At 39.0% G+C, this 18,358-nt stretch carries 15 protein-coding genes; 8 read left to right on the forward strand and 7 right to left on the reverse strand.

Going from position 1 to position 18,358, the window contains the following annotated elements; translation table 11 throughout:
- Genes H7O61_RS02655 through gltS form a run of 3 tightly spaced genes read right to left on the reverse strand, consistent with a single transcriptional unit; the run spans position 1 to position 2,963 of the window.
- Positions 1–717: a tRNA1(Val) (adenine(37)-N6)-methyltransferase gene (locus H7O61_RS02655; protein WP_079340191.1), complete on the reverse strand. Its 717-nt coding sequence runs from the start codon at positions 715–717 to the stop codon at positions 1–3.
- On the reverse strand, positions 699–1,733 hold the full coding sequence (locus H7O61_RS02660) for a dihydrofolate reductase family protein (RefSeq protein WP_079357744.1): 1,035 nt from the start codon (positions 1,731–1,733) through the stop codon (positions 699–701). Before H7O61_RS02660 ends, H7O61_RS02655 begins: the two co-directional genes overlap by 19 nt.
- A gap of 3 nt (positions 1,734–1,736) precedes the next feature.
- The gene (gene gltS, locus H7O61_RS02665; RefSeq protein WP_001156021.1) at positions 1,737–2,963 is read right to left on the reverse strand and encodes a sodium/glutamate symporter; all 1,227 of its coding nucleotides are present in this window, start codon (positions 2,961–2,963) and stop codon (positions 1,737–1,739) included.
- Positions 2,964–3,047: 84 nt separating this feature from the next.
- Here gltS and H7O61_RS02670 point away from each other — a divergent pair, with 84 nt between their 5' ends.
- Positions 3,048–4,247: a saccharopine dehydrogenase family protein gene (locus tag H7O61_RS02670; RefSeq protein WP_187875062.1), complete on the forward strand. Its 1,200-nt coding sequence runs from the start codon at positions 3,048–3,050 to the stop codon at positions 4,245–4,247.
- 9 nt (positions 4,248–4,256) lie between these two features.
- Here the strand turns inward: H7O61_RS02670 and ccoG are convergent, their stop codons facing one another.
- Positions 4,257–5,633 carry a cytochrome c oxidase accessory protein CcoG gene (gene ccoG, locus H7O61_RS02675; protein WP_187875063.1) on the reverse strand — a complete coding sequence of 459 codons (1,377 nt, stop codon included), beginning with the start codon at positions 5,631–5,633 and terminating at the stop codon, positions 4,257–4,259.
- 105 nt (positions 5,634–5,738) lie between these two features.
- Here ccoG and plsY point away from each other — a divergent pair, with 105 nt between their 5' ends.
- From plsY to H7O61_RS02710, 7 genes are all read left to right on the forward strand, one after another.
- Positions 5,739–6,401: a glycerol-3-phosphate 1-O-acyltransferase PlsY gene (plsY, locus tag H7O61_RS02680; protein WP_001872470.1), complete on the forward strand. Its 663-nt coding sequence runs from the start codon at positions 5,739–5,741 to the stop codon at positions 6,399–6,401.
- Positions 6,398–6,751 carry a FolB domain-containing protein gene (locus tag H7O61_RS02685; protein WP_000850911.1) on the forward strand — a complete coding sequence of 118 codons (354 nt, stop codon included), beginning with the start codon at positions 6,398–6,400 and terminating at the stop codon, positions 6,749–6,751. The genes plsY and H7O61_RS02685 overlap by 4 nt, the downstream gene beginning before the upstream one ends.
- Positions 6,735–7,061 carry a hypothetical protein gene (locus H7O61_RS02690; protein WP_000848509.1) on the forward strand — a complete coding sequence of 109 codons (327 nt, stop codon included), beginning with the start codon at positions 6,735–6,737 and terminating at the stop codon, positions 7,059–7,061. Before H7O61_RS02685 ends, H7O61_RS02690 begins: the two co-directional genes overlap by 17 nt.
- A gap of 167 nt (positions 7,062–7,228) precedes the next feature.
- Positions 7,229–9,820 carry a TonB-dependent receptor gene (locus H7O61_RS02695; protein ID WP_000945797.1) on the forward strand — a complete coding sequence of 864 codons (2,592 nt, stop codon included), beginning with the start codon at positions 7,229–7,231 and terminating at the stop codon, positions 9,818–9,820.
- Between the two features lie 226 nt (positions 9,821–10,046).
- Positions 10,047–11,207 carry an aminotransferase class V-fold PLP-dependent enzyme gene (locus tag H7O61_RS02700; RefSeq protein ID WP_187875065.1) on the forward strand — a complete coding sequence of 387 codons (1,161 nt, stop codon included), beginning with the start codon at positions 10,047–10,049 and terminating at the stop codon, positions 11,205–11,207.
- A 65-nt stretch (positions 11,208–11,272) separates the two neighbouring features.
- Positions 11,273–12,460, forward strand: a complete 1,188-nt coding sequence (gene nusA / locus H7O61_RS02705) for a transcription termination factor NusA (protein ID WP_187875066.1) — start codon at positions 11,273–11,275, stop codon at positions 12,458–12,460.
- A 55-nt stretch (positions 12,461–12,515) separates the two neighbouring features.
- On the forward strand, positions 12,516–13,199 hold the full coding sequence (locus H7O61_RS02710) for a CAAX protease (protein ID WP_187875076.1): 684 nt from the start codon (positions 12,516–12,518) through the stop codon (positions 13,197–13,199).
- An 878-nt stretch (positions 13,200–14,077) separates the two neighbouring features.
- Here the strand turns inward: H7O61_RS02710 and H7O61_RS08110 are convergent.
- Genes H7O61_RS08110 through H7O61_RS02720 form a run of 3 tightly spaced genes read right to left on the reverse strand, consistent with a single transcriptional unit; the run spans position 14,078 to position 18,234 of the window.
- The gene (locus H7O61_RS08110) at positions 14,078–16,534 is read right to left on the reverse strand and encodes an Eco57I restriction-modification methylase domain-containing protein (RefSeq protein WP_415751580.1); all 2,457 of its coding nucleotides are present in this window, start codon (positions 16,532–16,534) and stop codon (positions 14,078–14,080) included.
- Positions 16,500–17,945, reverse strand: coding sequence for a type IIG restriction enzyme/methyltransferase (locus tag H7O61_RS08115; RefSeq protein ID WP_414736101.1), 1,446 nt, complete (start codon positions 17,943–17,945; stop codon positions 16,500–16,502). Before H7O61_RS08115 ends, H7O61_RS08110 begins: the two co-directional genes overlap by 35 nt.
- A gap of 1 nt (position 17,946) precedes the next feature.
- Positions 17,947–18,234, reverse strand: a complete 288-nt coding sequence (locus H7O61_RS02720) for a DUF7149 domain-containing protein (RefSeq protein ID WP_001958744.1) — start codon at positions 18,232–18,234, stop codon at positions 17,947–17,949.
- Positions 18,235–18,358: the final 124 nt, after the last annotated feature.

Here is an 18,358-nt window from a genome sequence, read left to right on the forward strand (position 1 = left end):
TCAATCTAAAGGCGCTTTGATAGAATAAGTGTTACAAATTTGATAGATGTTTAAAACTTCTTTGGTGTTGTCGCTTTGGTTTTTGGAATTGTGCGTGATTAAGGGGGGCAGAACCTTTAAAGCGCTTTTGGAATTATTCCTAGCCGCTCCAAGCATCAAATGGGCGTTTTTGTCTTTAAAACTTTGGACAAACCTTAAAGCCTCTAGCGTGAGTTTAACGCTTTTTAAGCTCTCTATGACCAAGCAAAGCGACAAGGCTTCATAGCAAAAAATAAAATACCCTTTAGGTTTCAGGCATTTTTTCACTTTAGCCGCTAAAGAAGCGAAGTCTAGTTCGCTCTGGTGCCTCGCATGCCCTTTGTTCTTGGATTTAATAGAGCCTAAAGCATAAAAAGGAGGGTTGCACACAATCGCATCATACAAAATCGGAGAGTTAAAATCTAAAAAATCGCTCTCAAACGCTTGGGCGTTAGGGAATTTAAGGGCGTTTTTTTGGGAGCAAAACGCCATTTTGCTATCCTTTTCCACTAAATGAACGCTCGCTAGCGGGTTATCTCTAGCGCAGAGCAAGCCTAGAACCCCACACCCTGAGCCTATGTCTAAAATCGCACCGCTATTTTTGATAAAAGGGCGTGAAAAATCGTATAAAAAAAGCGAATCGCTATTGTAAGAATAAGCGTTTAAAGGCTGGTATAACCTTAAGAGTTTTCTATCCATAAAAGGGCTTCATTTTCTAAGATTTGCGCATGCAACAACCGCCCTTTAAAAGGGGTTTTTAAAGCGAATACATTAAACGCTTTGCCAATCATAGACGCATGCGAATGCAAAAGCAACACATCAATTTTATCCCTCAAACTCTCAAACAATCCCCACCCCCCTTCAATGAAATTAAACCCCTTATCTAGGGGTAAATCTTTAGGGTCATGGAAAGTATTGACTAAGCGATTAAGCGCAGAAAAAACTTTTGAACTAGGGCTAATTGAACGCTTGGATAAAATAGCGATATTGGGGTTTTTACCTTGATAAAAATTATCGCAAAAGCGGGTGTCTAATAAGGGGTTATCCGTTCTTATGGTTTTCCCAGAAATGATGAGCGTGTCGCATACCGCTCGCTGGTTGTGCGTAAAAATAACGCTTTTTTGCCCGGTGATCTTGCCATGATGATAATCCCCATTCATCCTTAAAGCGAGTTTGAACAAATTAAAACGCCCCTTTTGTTCCATTATCCTAAAAGGCAAGAGCAAATCCTTAGCCTTGTTTTCTAAATTATGACAAATCATTGTTTCAATGTGAGCCTTTTGTAGCCTTGCTAACCCCCCTTTTTTGGCTTCGTTTTCTTCTGCGGCAATGATCACTCTTTTAGGTTTTAAGATTTCTAACAACCCGCTGCACGCCGGGGTTTTGCCATAAGAATTGCATGGCTCTAGGGTGATTAAAAAAACGCAGTCTTTAAAGGCGTTATCGTGGCGCGTTTTTAAAAAATCGCTTAAAATTTTAGGGTCTTCTAATTTTTCTAAATCGCTTTTTAAATGGGGGCGTAAAATCTTTAACGCCGATTTAGCAGCCAAGACTTCTGCATGCGGGGTTTTGGCTTTTTTATGGGTTTCTAAACTCAAGATCTCATGGTTTTTATCTAGCACCATGCAAGCCACGCTTGGATTTTCTAAGGCTAGGGTTTGATATTCCCACGCCTTATTCAAACAAATTTCTAATAAACTCTCATAAAGTCTCATGGTTTAACTAGGGAAAAAAGGCAAAAGCAAAAAGCCTTTAATCGCTAAAGCGTTAATAATATCAACAAAAAACGCTCCCACTAAAGGCACGACGATAAACGCCACATGCGATGGCCCATAGTGGTTGGTGATGGTTTGCATATTCACCATAGCCGTTGGGGTCGCTCCAAGCCCAAAACCGCAATGCCCCGCGCACAACACCGCCGCATCATAATCCTTCCCGCATACCCTAAAGGTTACAAGCACCACGTAAAGGATCATAAACACCACTTGAACGCTCAAAATAACCGCTAAAGGCACAGCGAGTTTTAACAATTCCAATAAATTCACGCTCATTAAAGCGTAGGCTAAAAACAGACTCAAACTCACGTTCCCTATGACTGAAACCTCTCTGTCAAACACGCTATGGATCTTAAAAAACGACAAGGCGTTCCTTAAGATAACCCCCACAAACAAACACCACACGAAAGTCGGTAAGGTGAAACTTTTAGGCATCAGATGCGATAAAAAAGTCCCCACTAACAAGGCGATCGCAATTAAAGCTAAAGTTTCCACAAAACTGGATGCGGTGATTAGGCGCTGCTCTTTAGGGGTTTCAAAACCTTTAGACACCACGCCCTCTAAAGTGTCTTTTTCTTTAGTGTCTTTAGGTTCTAGTTTGTATTTAGAAATCAAATACTTAGCGACAGGCCCTCCAATAATCCCTCCGCTCACCAAGCCAAAAGTCGCGCACGCCATGCCCACTTCCAAGCTAGAGCTAAAATTATAAGGTGGTTGGGTGAAAAAATTAGCCCATGCCGCGCTAGTGCCATGCCCACCCACTAAAGCGATCGATCCCCCTAAAAGCCCCATTAAAGGATTGACCCCTAAAAGGCTAGCGATAGAAATCCCCACTGCATTTTGGCACACCACAAACCCCGCCACAGCCAGCAAAAAAACCGCAAGCATTTTCCCGCCTTTTTGTAAAGATTTGAAATCCGCACTCAAACCAATGGTGATAAAAAAAGTCAGCATTAAAGGATCTTTTAAAGAAGAATCAAATTGCAAGCCAAAATGATAAAACTGACGCGCTAACATGATAAAAAAAGCGACTAAAACCCCACCCACAACAGGCTCTGGAATATCATAATCTCTTAAAAACTTGACTTTAGAAATCACATAACGCCCCAAAAGCAACACCAAAACCATGCACACTAAAGTGGCATAAATGTCTAATTTAATTTCTTGCAAGCCTGTATCCTTGTTATCAAATTTATCTTATTATAATATAATAGCCCCCTAAAAGAACGAGATTAGTTAGAAAGTAGGTGTTCCTTGCATACAGTATTACAAATTGGAGCTGGTGGCGTAGGCAGTGTCGTGGCACACAAAATGGGCATGAACAGAGACGTGTTTAAAAATATCATTTTGGCGAGCAGGAGTTTAGACAAATGCCATGCGATTAAAGAAAGCATGCTCAAAAAGGGTTTGGGGGAAATTGGCGTTGAACAAGTGGATGCAGATGATACGCAAGCTTTAATCGCTTTAATCCAAAAATACAAGCCCAAAGTCGTTGTTAATGTGGCTTTACCCTATCAGGATTTAACGATCATGCAAGCATGTTTAGAGACTAAAACGCATTACATTGATACCGCCAATTACGAGCACCCGGATTTAGCGAAATTTGAATACAAAGAGCAATGGGCGTTTGATAAGGCTTATAAAGAAGCAGGGATTTTAGGGGTTTTAGGGGCTGGGTTTGATCCGGGCGTTACGAACGCTTATGTCGCTCACGCTCAAAAACACCATTTTGACACTATCCACACTTTAGACATTTTAGACTGCAACGCTGGAGATCACAAACGCCCTTTTGCCACGAATTTTAACCCTGAAATCAATTTGAGGGAAGTCAGCTCTAAAGGGCGTTATTATGAAAATGGCAAGTGGATTGAAACTAAGCCTTTAGAAATCAAGCAAGTGTGGGCTTACCCGCAGATTGGCGAAATGGATTCGTATCTTTTATACCATGAAGAATTGGAATCCTTAGTCAAAAACATTAAAGGCTTGAGGAGGGCGAGGTTTTTTATGACTTTCTCTCAAAACTATTTAACCCACATGAAATGCTTAGAAAATGTCGGCATGCTAGGCATTAAGGAAATAGAGCATCAAGGCGTGAAAATCGTGCCGATACAATTTTTAAAAACCTTACTCCCTGATCCAGCGTCCTTAGCTAAAGACACCACCGGTAAAACCAACATTGGGTGCTATATGACCGGCATTAAAAACAACCAAGACAAAACGCTCTACATTTACAACGTGTGCGATCATAAAAAATGCTATGAAGAAGTGGGTTCGCAAGCCATAAGCTACACCACCGGCGTGCCAGCGATGTGCGTGGCTAAAATGATTTGTAATGACACTTGGAGCGTGGAGCATTTTAAAGCCGGGGTGTTTAACATAGAAGAATTAAACACCGATCCTTTCATGGAAGAATTGATCAAACAAGGCTTGCCTTATGAAGTGATTGAGCGCTAATTTTAGGCTTCAATCTTCACTGGGCGCGATAAACACCGATTCCCTTTCTATCGTAATATTCTTATCGTCTGCACTGTAAGCTTGTATCGTAATAGGGATTAAAGCGTCTTTAGCGTTCTTGTATTCTGTGGCGTTACTTTTTAGGGGTTTTCTTAAAATCACCACCGCTTTGATCTTTTGCCCGGCTTTAATGGCGATAGGGTTTAAAGGCTTTTTGATGTGAATGTCTTTTTGCCCTAAAATTTTGAAATAAAACTCATGGTCTTTATTGTCCGTGTTATGGAATAAAAACACGTAATCGTTATCCACATACCCACTAGAGCGCAATTCATACAGATCGCTGTTGCGGTTAATGTCTAAAAGCATGCGTTCTTTTTTAAACGAAGTGATGGCTAAAAGAGCTACCACAATAGCGATAACTCCCATGTAAGCGATCGTTTTTAAACGCACTAGGCGCACTTTTTGGCGCGTGTTGGTGGCGTTGGTTGAAGACCATTGGATGAGTGAAGGGCGGTTGTATTTAGCCATGGTAATCGTGCATGCATCCACGCATTCTAAGCAATTGATGCATTCTAATTGCAAGCCCTTCCTGATGTCAATATGCGTGGGGCAAACCTGCACGCAATGCAAGCAATTCACGCATTCGTTTTCAGCGCTGCGTTTTTTGGGGGGTAAGGGAAAAAGGCGACCCTGATTGTCATAAAGCACCCCGCCGCGCTTTTCATCATAAATAGGGTTTAAGGTGTCATTATCATACAACACCGATTGCACCCTAGCGTAAGGGCATAAATAGATGCAAAAACGCTCCGCAACCACCACTATATCAAACAGCACCACTAAGGCGCTAAAAAGCCAAAAACCCATAGCGATAGGGTGATCGCTAGGGTTTTTAAGATACATAAAAAAGTCTTCTGGAGCGATGAAATAAAAGAAAAACAACATCATTAGCCCCGCCACAACAGGAGCGAACAATAAAACGCTTAATGCTTTACGGATCTTATAGCTTGGGGTGTTTTTAGGGCTTTCTTGCTTGTTGCTGATCTTTTTATGGAGTTTGAAAATCTTGGTTTCAATCACATCTCTATAAAGCACCCTTAAAAAGGTTTGCGGGCAAGCCCAACCGCACCACACGCGCCCAAGGCTAGTAGTGATGAAAAAAATCCCTATAAAAAGCAAAATAACCATGAAAGGCAAAATTTGCAATTCTTCAGCGCTAAAGATCTTGCCTAAAAAATGCAGTTGTTTATGCTCAAAAGAGATCAAAAACAAATGCGCCCCATCAATGCGAACAAATGGCGTGATTAATAGCGCTAAAGAAATCAATAAAAACCCTATATAACGCTTCAAACGAAACGATTTTAAAAAATGGCTAGAAGATTCAAGCATTCTCAATATCCTAAAATTTTTAAGCCACTATACCCTAACAACTTAACGCTTTCACTTAAAAAGCAACATGTTATAATGATCGCTATTTTATTTGAAAGGGTATTTATGGAAGGCGTTTTAAATTTCCTAACCAATATCAATGTGATTTTCACCCTTTTGGGCTATTTGATTGGGGGGATTCCTTTTGGCTATGCGTTAATGAAAATCTTTTATGGCATGGATATTACTAAAATCGGATCGGGCGGTATTGGCGCGACGAATGTCTTGCGAGCCTTACAAAGTAAGGGCGTGAGTAACGCTAAACAAATGGCCTTATTAGTTTTAATCTTGGATCTATTCAAAGGCATGTTTGCGGTTTTTTTAAGCAAATTGTTTGGGTTGGATTATAGTTTGCAATGGATGGTCGCTATTGCGAGCATTTTGGGGCATTGTTATTCGCCTTTTTTGAATTTCAATGGAGGCAAGGGCGTTTCTACGATCATGGGCTCTGTGGTGTTGCTCATCCCTATTGAAAGCCTGATCGGCTTGACGGTGTGGTTTTTTGTGGGTAAGGCGCTTAAAATCTCTTCACTCGCTAGCATTCTAGGGGTAGGCACAGCGACTGTTCTTATCTTTTTTGTGCCTTATATGCATATCCCAGATAGCGTCAATATCCTTAAAGAAGTCGGCACGCAAACGCCGATGGTGCTTATTTTTATTTTCACCCTTATCAAGCATGCGGGCAATATTTTTAATTTATTAGCCGGTAAGGAAAAGAAAGTCTTATGAAAACTAAACAAGGCGTCCATATCCATAACTTGGTGTTTGAAACGATTTTAGGGATTTTAGAGTTTGAACGCTTAAAACCCCAAAAAATAAGCGTAAATGTGGATCTTTTCTACACGGAATTACCCAATAAGGCTTATTTGGACTACATGGAAATCCAAGAAATCATTCAAAACACCATGCGAGAAAAACAATACCTTCTCATTGAAGACGCCCTGAAAGATTTAAGCCAAATTTTAAAAACGCGCTACAAGGAGATCACTGAACTTTATTTGAAAATCAGTAAGTTAGAAATTTCTCCCAATTCTCAAGTGGGGGCGAGCGTGAAAATTTGCTATGAAAACGATCTTTAGTCTCTTTTTCCTCCTTATGGTTTTAAAAGCGCACCCCATAAACCCTTTATTAGAGCCGTTATATTTCCCCAGTTACGCGCAATTTTTAGATTTAGAACCTCATTTTGTCATTAAAAAAAAGCGTGCTTATAGACCCTTTCAATGGGGGAACACCATTATCATCAAACGCCATGATTTAGAAGAGCGCCAAAGCAACCAGCCAAGCGATATTTTCCGCCAGAACGCTGAAATCAATGTGTCTTCTCAAACTTTTTTAAGAGGGATCAGCAGCGTTTCTTCACGCATAGTGATCGATTCAGTCGCTCAGTAATCAGCCACTCAATAAAATGCTAAAACTTTTTTAATCACATTTTTCTTCATATTTTCTTAATCCTAAAACAAATTTAAGGTATTATTAAATAGAATAATGTAATAATAACCTTAGGTTTAAAACTTGACTAAATTTTTAGAAGAAAGTAAATAAAAAGGCTAAAAGAAATGCTTAGAAATCAATTTCGTATCGTGTTTGTCTCTTGTATTGTCGCTAGCAGTTTGCAAGCTCAAGAAAATACCCACACTTTGGGTAAGGTAACCACTAAGGGTGAAAGGACTTTTGAATACAACAACAAAATGTATATTGAAAGGAAAGAGCTCCAACAGCGCCAAAGTAACCAAATCCGTGATATTTTTAGGACTCGAGCGGATGTGAATGTGGCAAGTGGGGGCTTGATGGCGCAAAAAATCTATGTTAGGGGGATTGAGAGCCGTCTCTTAAGGGTAACGATAGATGGCGTCGCTCAAAATGGTAACATTTTCCACCATGACGCTAACACCGTGATCGATCCTAATATGATTAAAGAAGTGGAAGTGATTAAGGGGGCAGCGAACGCTTCAGCGGGTCCTGGTGCGGTTGCGGGTAAATTGTCTTTCACCACGATTGACGCTAACGACTTCTTAAGAAAGAATCAAACTTATGGGGCTAAAGCGGAAGCGGGCTTTTATACCAACTTTGGGTATCGCATGAACGCCACTGCGGCTTACCGGGGTAAAAATTGGGACATACTCGCTTATTACAACCATCAAAATATTTTTTATTACAGAGACGGGAACAACGCTTTTAGGGATCTCTTCCACCCTACTTTTGACTTGCAAGATCCGAGCAATAGCGACATTGGCGTAGGGACTCCGAGTGAAGTCAATAGCGTTTTAGGTAAAGTCAATGGCTATATCAACGACACGGATACCATCAGCTTAAGCTACAACATGACAAGGGAAAATTCCACCAGGCTTTTACGCCCTAACACCACTTCAGCCCTCTCCAAAGCCAATGACCCAGGAAGCCAGCCAGCGCCTTTTGTGATTGACTTTGGGAAAGAATTAGCCCATACGATCAACTTCAACCACAATTTGAGCCTGAAATACAAGCATGATGGAGGCACTAGTTTTAGTCAGCCGCGCGTTGAATCCACTGCCTTTTTAGGGGTAAGGGGGGGCGATTATAACCCTGTGGTGAATCCTTTCGCTTACAATTCTAATGAGCCGGCTAATCCGGATTATATCCCTGAAGTGAAAGAGTGGTGTAATAACCCGGACAATATCAGCCAGTGCACGCAAGGAGCTATCAGACCCTCTGATGGAGGCTATCAAATAGGCTATGGGCAGCCGGGATCGATCAATTGGCAAGGCGCTTCTGCAATTTCCACAGGATCTAATATTTACCATGGGCTTGTCCCTAAAAATCCTGATTATGACATGACCCCCCCTAACGCTCAAAACCCTAGCGCAAACGATTGGACTTTAGGGAATGCGGACGCTGAAGGGACTTTAGCCAGAAGGATTTTCTTAATCAACTCAGGCGTTAATTTTAAAGTAACCCACCCCATTAGCGAAGATTATGGGAATGTGTTTGAATACGGCATGATTTATCAAAACCTGAGCGTTTTCTCTGGATTGGATAAAGGCAAAAACGGCTATTATAAAAACAACATTGATCCTAACGACCCTAATGGGCCGGGCTTGCCTTACCGCCATTACTACACCGATCAAAGCTCTCAATACCCTCAAAATCTGAACGCGCCTAACCCGCTCTATCGTAACATGCCCCAAAATTCGCATGCGATTGGGAATATCATCGGTGGGTTTATGCAAGCGAACTACAATCTCTTGAAAAACCTCATCGTGGGTGCGGGAACTCGTTATGATATTTACACCTTGCTAGATAAAAACGGCCGCACGCATGTAACTTCTGGATTTTCACCTTCTGCAACCGTGCTTTATAACCCCATTGAAAGCATCGGTTTGAAAGTGAGCTATGCGTATGTAACTAAGGGGGCTTTGCCTGGCGATGGCGTTTTGATGCGTGATCCCACGGTGATTTATCAAAGGAATTTACGCCCTGCGATCGGTCAAAATGTGGAATTCAATGTGGATTACAACAGCAAGTATTTCAATGTGCGCGGGGCAGCGTTCTATCAAGTGATCAATAACTTCATCAACAGCTACGGGCAAGACACTTCTAAAAATGGTGGGGGTAACGCGACTGCAAAAAACATGTCAGGGAATTTACCCGAAACCATTAATATTTATGGTTATGAAGTTTCAGGGAATGTGCAATATAAAAATTTCGTAGGGACTTTCTCAGTAGCTCGCTCTTGGCCGACAGCTAGGGGGCATTTATTAGCCGATACTTACGCTTTAGCCGCCACGACTGGGAATGTGTTTATCTTAAAAGCCGATTACAATATCCACAAATGGGGGCTTACTTTAACTTGGCTCTCACGCTTTGTAACCAACATGTTCTATGAAGGCTATTCTATCTACTACCCTCAATACGGCTTGATGAAAATCCATAAGCCTGGGTATGGTGTGCATAATGTCTTTATCAATTGGACCCCCACTTCTAAAAAATGGCAGGGGTTAAGGATTTCAGCCGTGTTTAACAATATCTTAAACAAGCAATATGTCAGCCAGGCTTCCGTGTGGCAAGCGAGCGCGGACGCTCCAGCGAGCGATATGATCCCTAAAAATAAGCGCATGGCGCTCCCGGCTCCTGGGTTTAATGCGCGTTTTGAGGTATCCTATCAGTTCTAAAATGAAAGAAACCTTAGGATTTCTTTTTGAATTTTGAACATGGAAACAAGCATGAAAAAACCCTATAGAAACCGCCAAGCTCTATGGAAAAAGTTCCGCTCGCTCAACAAACTCATTAAAACGCTCTTAAGGATTTTAAAAAAGTAGTTTTATCAAAAATTTAGCGGGTTTAGATTAAAATAACGCTTTACTTTAACTCTCAAAAAAGGAATCAAACGCGCTTATTATGGCTAAAGAAACGCCCCCAACAACCCCGGATCTTTTGAAAAGCCCTTATCAAAAAATCATCAATGCGAGCGCGAGCGTTTTTGATGAAAACCATGGGCGATCGTTTTTTAGCCCGCAATTTTATGAAAAAATTGAACCTTATTTAAAAGAAGTTTTAACCCAACCCATTGATTTAGAATGCGATCTCAACACCGCTAAAAAAAAGAACCGCTTAACCCCTTTAAAACAGCTTTTTAAGGCGTGCTTTAACGCTGAAGAAATTTTAATTGTCAATAACAACACCAGCGCGATATTTCTCATCGCTAACGCTTTAGCGCAAGAAAAAGAAATCATTGTTTCTTATGGCGAATTAGTGGGGGGGGATTTTAACCTTAAAGATATTTTATTGAGTAGTGGGGCTAGGCTGCATTTAGTGGGGAATATTAATCGCGCTTATTTAAGGGATTACCGCTTGGCCTTGAATGAAAACAGCAAAATGCTATTCAAAACCCACAACCCCACTTTTCAAAAAGACACGCCCTTTAAAGATTTGCAAGCCCTGGCTAAAGAGCATGATTTGATAGATTATTACAATTTAGGGGATGTGGATTTGTTAAATAAAAGGGCTTTAGAAGAAGTTTTAGCTCTAAAACCATCGCTTGTAAGCTTTAGCGCGGATAAATGTTTTAATGGCGCGCAAGCGGGCATTATTATGGGGCAAAAAGAATGGGTTGAAACCTTAAAAAACCACCCCCTTTATAGAGCTTTGAGAGTGGGTAAAATCACGCTCACCTTGCTTTTTCACAGCCTAAACGCATGGGTCAATCACCAAGAAGAAATCACCATTCATGCACTACTAAACCAAACTAAAGACGCCTTATTGCAAAAAGCCCTCAAACTCTACGCCCTTTTAAAGCCTTTAGAATTGAACGTGAGCATAGCCTCTAGCTTTTCTAAAATAGGGAATTTATTTGGTAGGGAATTGGAATCCTTTTGCGTGAAAGTCCAGCCCAAAAACACCCAGAATTTAGATTGCGAGAAACTTTATTTAAAGCTTTTCCAAAAAGGCGTTATTACAAGAATTTCATGCGCATTTGTGTGCTTTGAAGTCTTTAGTTTGAATGGAGAAGATTTGGAAAAAATCGCTCTGGTTTTAAAAGAAATCCTTAACAAGGCTTAAAAATTCGCTATAATAAAATTTCTTTTAAACGCTATCTCCCCTACAAAATTTAAAGGAACTTAAGAATGGAAAAAATCAGCGATCTTATAGAGTGCATTGCGTATGAAAAAAATTTGCCTAAAGAGATGATTTCAAAAGTGATTCAAGGCTGTTTGTTAAAAATGGCGCAAAATGAGTTAGACCCCCTAGCGCGTTACTCGGTAATTGAAGAAAACAAGCAGCTCCAGCTTATCCAGTTGGTGGAAGTTTTAGAAGACGATGATGAAAGGTTGGTTAACGATCCTTCTAAATACATCAGCCTGTCTAAAGCCAAAGAAATGGATCCAAGCGTTAAGATTAAAGACGAATTGTCTTACAGCTTGAGTTTGGAGAGCATGAAACAAGGAGCGATCAACCGCCTTTTTAAAGATTTGCAATACCAACTAGAAAAAGCGTTAGAAGACAGCCACTTTGAAGCGTTTCAAAAGCGTCTTAACAGCGTTTTAATGGGGAAAGTGATTTTAGTGGATCACAATCAAAACACCTTTACTGAGATTGAGCAGCAATTTCAGGGCGTTCTTTCCATGCGCCATCGCATCAAGGGCGAGAGTTTTAAAATAGGCGATAGCATCAAGGCGGTTTTAACGCAAGTCAAACGCACGAAAAAAGGCTTACTATTAGAGCTGAGCCGCACCACCCCTAAAATGCTTGAAGCCTTGTTGGAATTAGAAGTCCCTGAAATTAAAGATAAAGAAATTGAAATCATCCATTGCGCGCGAATCCCAGGCAACAGAGCGAAAGTGAGCTTTTTTTCCCATAACGCTAGGATTGATCCCATAGGCGCGGCTGTGGGGGTTAAGGGCGTGCGCATTAATGCGATAAGTAACGAATTGAATAAAGAAAACATTGATTGCATAGAGTATTCTAATGTGCCTGAAATTTATATCACTTTAGCGCTCGCTCCAGCCAAAATTTTAAGCGTTGAGGTTAAAAAAATCCCCATAGAAGAATTGAATGCTGAAGAAAAAGAATCCGTTCAAGAGCGTTTCATTGTCAATAACCATTTGCAAAAGGCTAAGGTGCGTTTATTAGACATTGAAAAATCTAAGGCTATCGGTAAAGGCGGGGTGAATGTGTGCTTAGCGTCCATGCTTACAGGCTATCACATAGAGTTTGAAACCATTCCTAGCGTCAAAGAAAACGCAGAAAATGAAAGCGAAAAAGAAACGCCAAAAGTAGGGGTAGAAGCTTTAGAGTCTTTGTTTAAGAATTGAAATGATTTCTGTGAAACTTATTGAGTCCTTAATCAAAAGGGCTTTAGAAAATGCTATTCAAGATTTAAAACATTTTAAAAATGATATTACGCTCATTCTATCTAAAGAAAAATTAGCTGCTTATGACAGCCTAGAGCAATACAAAGAAAATTTAAAACTCATTTCTTTCATCACGCTTAAAATTTCTAATTTAGAGATTTATTTACGCAATGCTTTAGACTATTGCTTAACCCAAATTAAGGGGAGCGATTGGGTGTTTAATGAAAGTGCTTTAACCCCTTTAATCAAAGAATTAAAAGAAAAGAAAAAAGAAATCACGCATTCTTTAATCTTATCTAAAATGTCTTTAGGGGCAGTGATCAGGCTTATTTTTTGTTATAAGTTAGAGGGGGTAATATTAGATTTGAGAGCGTATCGTTTGAGAGCTTATTATCACGAAAATAAAGATACCTTGCTTATTAAAGGCAAAAAACGCCTTCTTTACAATTATATTAAAGCCCATATTGTTTTAAACTTGCTATGGACGATTAGAAATCGCGCGTATCATTGGGAAAATTTACTCAAAATCCAACCAAACAAGCGCCCACGAATAGCCACATCATTCAATGGAAAAACAAAAAACATTCCAATGGACAAAATTTTAGTGATTGGTGTTGAGCCTAATAAAATTACCTTATTTCTAGATGACTTGATCAAAAGCATTGGGAACAAAAACCTGGAAAGTTTAAGCAGTTTATAAAGAAAGTTGGGCTTCGGTCAGCCCTTATAATGTAAATGCATTATAACCCAAAAATCAAAATAAATCAAATTTCTTAAAAACCTACTCGCTTTTTTTATTTTTTAACAACCCCCCTAACACAAGAGCCGTTTTTTATTTAATTCTTCCACTAACATTACCCTCTTTTTGAAAGTTTTCCCATTGCCAATATACAGATTCAAAAGCAATTCTATGGTATTTTTTACACCGAATTTTTAAGGCGTTTGCTTTAAACATTACGATCCCTACTATTTATGGTTTTAGTCCAAAGCCATGCGGTAGAAAAAGCTTTTTTAATCTTTAAATCGCATTTGATTGTTCTTGCTTGTTTTTATAGGGTTAGGATAAAATCACGCTCACCCCCTAGTTTTTTTGCTAGAGATTAGGGGGTAAATCACCTTCAAAGGATTACTATGTCCAAAAAACATGGTAAAAAGCCCTTGTATTATACTTAAAAATACCTTTTTTTAAGTATAGGGTTAAAATTGTTGTTAAAAAAACCCATTAAACCAAAGGTTTCCCCTATTTAAGGGGTTTCCTTTAAGGTGAATCGTTTTTATTACTTGTGAAGTTTTTTAATATGATTTTAAATTAGTGATTTAAAGCTTTTATAAAAATCGTTTTTGCGAGATTAGGATAAAATAACGCTCACCCCCTAGTTTTTTTGCTAGAGATTAGGGGGTAAAATCCACTTTTAGGAGCTTACTATGAAAAATCATCGTAGTAAACACTCTTGGAGAGAATTATACCTAAAAATCAGTTTTTTTGGTTTAAAGTTTGATCTAGTGATTAAACGCTAATTCTTAAAAAGAGTTGCCCCCTAGATTAGGGGGTCATCCTTAAGTGGGAAATCAGCTTATTCACTGCCCGTTTTCAATGGTTTTGATTTCTTCATCGGTGAGGTGGTAGAGCTGATAGACTAAGGCGTCAATTTCTTTTTCTAATTCTTGGGTGTTGGCTTTAGGGTCTTTTTCTTTTACTTTTAAGATCCGCTTCGCGCCATCGGTGATTTTATCGGCTAATTCTTGGTTTTTATGAGTGATTTTAGGAATGGGGAGCCGTTCTATAAAAGCCTTTTTATAGCGATAACCACTCTCACCTAGTCCACCGCCTGCGTAGAAAGTTTTGAAAGCAAAAGTGATCAATTTAGAATGCAACATTCCTAAAAGATAGCGCAAATGTTCTCCTGTGAGAATGAAGCTCGTGGCTTCTGCGTAGAAACACCCTAATTCGCATTCTCCATTATCTAAATAAAATCGTGGCTCTTGCACGATCTCGCTATACACAATTTTCTCTTTTTCAAAATCTTGCAAATAACTATCTTTTGGATTATTGTCAAGTTCCAACCAATGATGTTGACCTGGATATGGCTTATTGCTGTTCTGTGGGCCTCTAGAATAACGACATTGTCCCCTTTGCTCCAATTGATCTTTATATTGTAATAGGTGATTATAGATTGTAGGATATTCAACTTCTAAAAATTCATGGCTACCAAATTTTGCGATAATCACCCACAAATCCGCCCACTCATAAGAATACCTTTTAATGTCTTTCCCTCTTAAAATGGGTTTGATGAGCGCTTCTGTGCGCTTTCTTTCTTCTTGCGTCTTGCAAGCGTTTAAGATTGCGTCTCTTTTTTCAGTGGGAATGATGAAGGCTTCGTTCGCGCCGGTTTTTATCCCGTAATTGATTTGAATGTCCCAGTCTTTAAGCGGGGTGCCAACACTCTCTATTTTGTCCCTCAAATCCAAAAGCGTGGCGTTGGCAAAAATAAAGCTTTCTGTTGAAAGCGCGTTTTGCCTCATGGAAAGGGAGGGGGTGCTTTTCAAATCGTCTTTATCGTTTGGGGTGGGTTCGTAATATTTAAAATCGCTCTCTTTAGGGGGCGTTTGTTTGATGAAACTCATGATGCTGGTATCCACTGCAGCGCTCTCAAAGACTTTTAAGGCGTTTAATTCCATGTAGCTGACAAGGGTGGTTTTTTTAAGCAGCCATTCTCTCAATTTAGCGCCGTATTTGGCTCGCGCGTATTTGTTGGAAGTGATGAAAGCGTTAAACCCCTTTTCTTTTAAAAGGTGGTAAGATAGGGCAAAAAAGTAGGTGTAAATGTCAGCGGTGCTGTTATAGAAATCTTGGTATTGCTTTTCTAATAAAGGCTTTAAGTTTTTGATTTGTTCTTGGCGGATATAAGGCGGGTTGCCTATGATGCAATCAAAGCCTAAAAAATCCCCCTCATCGTCTAAAACTTCAGGGAATTCAAAGCGCCATTCAAGAGCGTTAGCGTAGCGTTCGTTTTCATCTTGTAAATCTTTATAAGATGTTAGGACATAGCGGTTAAAATGTTCTAGCCCCACTACTTTATCCGTTTTGTCTAGTTTGGGGTAGGGTGTATAATCATGAAAAAGACCTTCATGCGCCATTTTCTTTTCTAATGCTAGGGCTTCCAATTCTAAGCCGTTATCGTTTGCCTCCTCTAAGATACTCTTGCCATAGAGTTCTAAATGCTCTTTTAAAAATTTTTTAAATTTTAATTCTTTTTGAGGGGGTTCTAAAGTGAGTTTAAAAGCTTCTTTAATTTTCTCTATCCTATCATTGAGAGCCTTTTTAAAATCTTTGTTAGGGTTTTGCGCTAATTCTTGATAAAGACGTTCTTTAGCGTATTTTCTAACGGCGTTAGAGTCTTTTATGGGGCGCGTTAGGGTTTCTAAGATTTTAGGGTCTTTGTAAATTTTAACGAGTTCTTTATATTCAGCGATGTAGTATTCTAGGTTTTTATTTTTTTCGGTTTTTAATAAGGCTTTATCTTTGAGGGCAAACCTAGAAATGAGCGAATTACCGCACTTAATGTTAATGTCAATGTTGGGGAGGGTTTCAAGTGCGTTAGTGTTCTTACCCTCTTCAAAAATATAATAGCTGTATTTTAAAAGCTCTATCCATAGCCTGAGCTTGGTGATTTCGCATGAATTGGGGTTAATATCCACGCCAAAAAGGCAGTTTTCAATGATGGATTTTTTAAGCTCAAAAAGTTCTTTTTGGATTTGGTGGTGGGGGTCGTTTTCGCTATGCGGTATGGTGTAGTTAAAGACTTTATCCTCTGGCGTGTGAATGATGATTTCATCGTTTTCTAATCTAAGATCGTGGCGATACAAGGAAGCAATAAGCCCTAGCTCGTAAGCAATTAACACCATTTCATTGAGCGCTGAAACTAAAAAATGCCCGCTCCCCACCGCCGGATCGCAAATGCGTAAAGTTAAAAGCGTGTTTAGGTATTCTTTAGCTTTTTCATTTGAAAAATTTCTGTCTATTTTTCCTTTCACAGTCCCACTGATAAATGGCGTTGAATTTATCCCGTACGATGGGCGTGATACTCTCTTTGCACATGTAGCTTGTGATGAAGCTTGGGGTATAAAAGCTCCCCTCTTTATAGCCGTTGAGTTTTTCAAAAACAAGCCCTAAAACGCTAGGGTTAATCAAACGGCTTTCGCTCTTATTTTGATTATCTTTAATGTCTTTAGGGGTGGTGGTGAAATCATAAACGCGCAAAAATTCAAAAAGGTATTCCAGCAAGGGCAAAGCTTTTTCTTTTTGATAATCTTCATGTTTTTTGAGAACGGAATTTTTATAGATTTCTAGCTTTTTATTGTCTAAAAGCTTGATTTCATGCCCCTTTAATTCCAAAGGCGTTTTATCAAACAAACTGGAATTCAAATAAGGGATTTTTTCTAAAATCTTGTCTTCTTTAATCTCTGATAAACGCTCGCTGTTTTTCTTGGCTAGGACTTCAAAAAAGAGGGTGTTTAGGGCGTTGAAATTCTCAAAATTTTCTGTGGTTAAGAAAGGATTTTCAAAATGCTTGAAAGAAATTAAAAGGCTTTCTAAAAGCCGTAAAAACAAGATGCGGTTATTCCAAGCGATGAGTAACGCCATGACTTCTTCATCGTCTAAATTTTTGTATTTCTCTTTTAGGGCATAACTTAGGGAGTTTTGGGTGCGGCTGGGCTTGATTAAAATTTTCCCTTTGTCATTTTGCTCTTCTAACCCTAAAATGTAAAGCAATTCTTCATAAAAATCTTTGTTAAGCGTGTTAGCGTCAGAATATTTTGGAATTTTGAGCAAAAAATTAGGGCTTAGGGCTTGATAGATTAGGGCTAAATTTTCTTTTTTGAGAGAGATATGGTGGTATTTCAAAGAACGATCAAGTTCATTAAGGCGCTTTTGGCAAACATCATAAAACGCTTCTGTGCGTGTATCGTTACCCTTTCTATCGTGGCAATTTTTAAAGGCGTTTTCAATTTCTTTATCTTTATTAAAAACCTCAAATTCGTTTGCATCAATGATATAAAGCTCTTTAATAGTGGCTAAGATAAGATGCTTAAGGTTGTTATTACCATTTTTTCTTTCTGTGAGGTAATAGAAAAGGCTTTCATGCAAGGCTTTAACATTCAAATCACCCTTTTTAATAAATTCGTTGGGGTTTTTAAGGGCTTTAAATTCAATGATCACCTCCACTTTGTCATTGTCATTAAGAATAGCGCTGTCTATTTTTTTGGTGGGCTTAACCTTGTATTTAAAAACACCTTTCAATAAATCATTAAAAGCGTCGTTTTGGTGATTTTCATTTTCTTGTGGGTTGGTTTCTAAAAAGGCGTTAAAAGCGGTTTCAAAAGCTTTCAGTTGCTCTTGATTTGGGTGGTTTGTGTTGGGTAAATCTAATTTTTTATAATCCATTCTAATTCCTTATACCGCTTAAAAACGCATGCTTTAAAAGTTTATCGTTGTTTATAAAAGCGTTTTTTAATGCCACGCTTTTATAAGTGTAATGCTCTTTAATACTTGAGATTTTGCCTAAAAACTTATTGATTTCATTTTTTTGAAATTCTTCATCATCTTGTCTTGGCGCGTTTTCTAATAAGCTGTTTATTTCTTTTTCAAAATTTTCTATAGTTTCTTTTGTGGGTGTTGGGGGATTGTATTTTTTAATGAAATCCTTGAGTAAAATGCGAGTGAAACTCATCATAAAACGCCTTTAAAATTGGATAAAAACGATTATAACAAAAGCACCATGAATTTTAAATAAAACGCTTTTCTTTAAAATTGTTCCATGTGAAACATTAGGGTAATCAGTTTGTTGATAATCCTTG

This window comes from Helicobacter pylori, assembly GCF_014496965.1.
GTDB classification, from domain to species: Bacteria; Campylobacterota; Campylobacteria; order Campylobacterales; family Helicobacteraceae; genus Helicobacter; species Helicobacter pylori_CZ.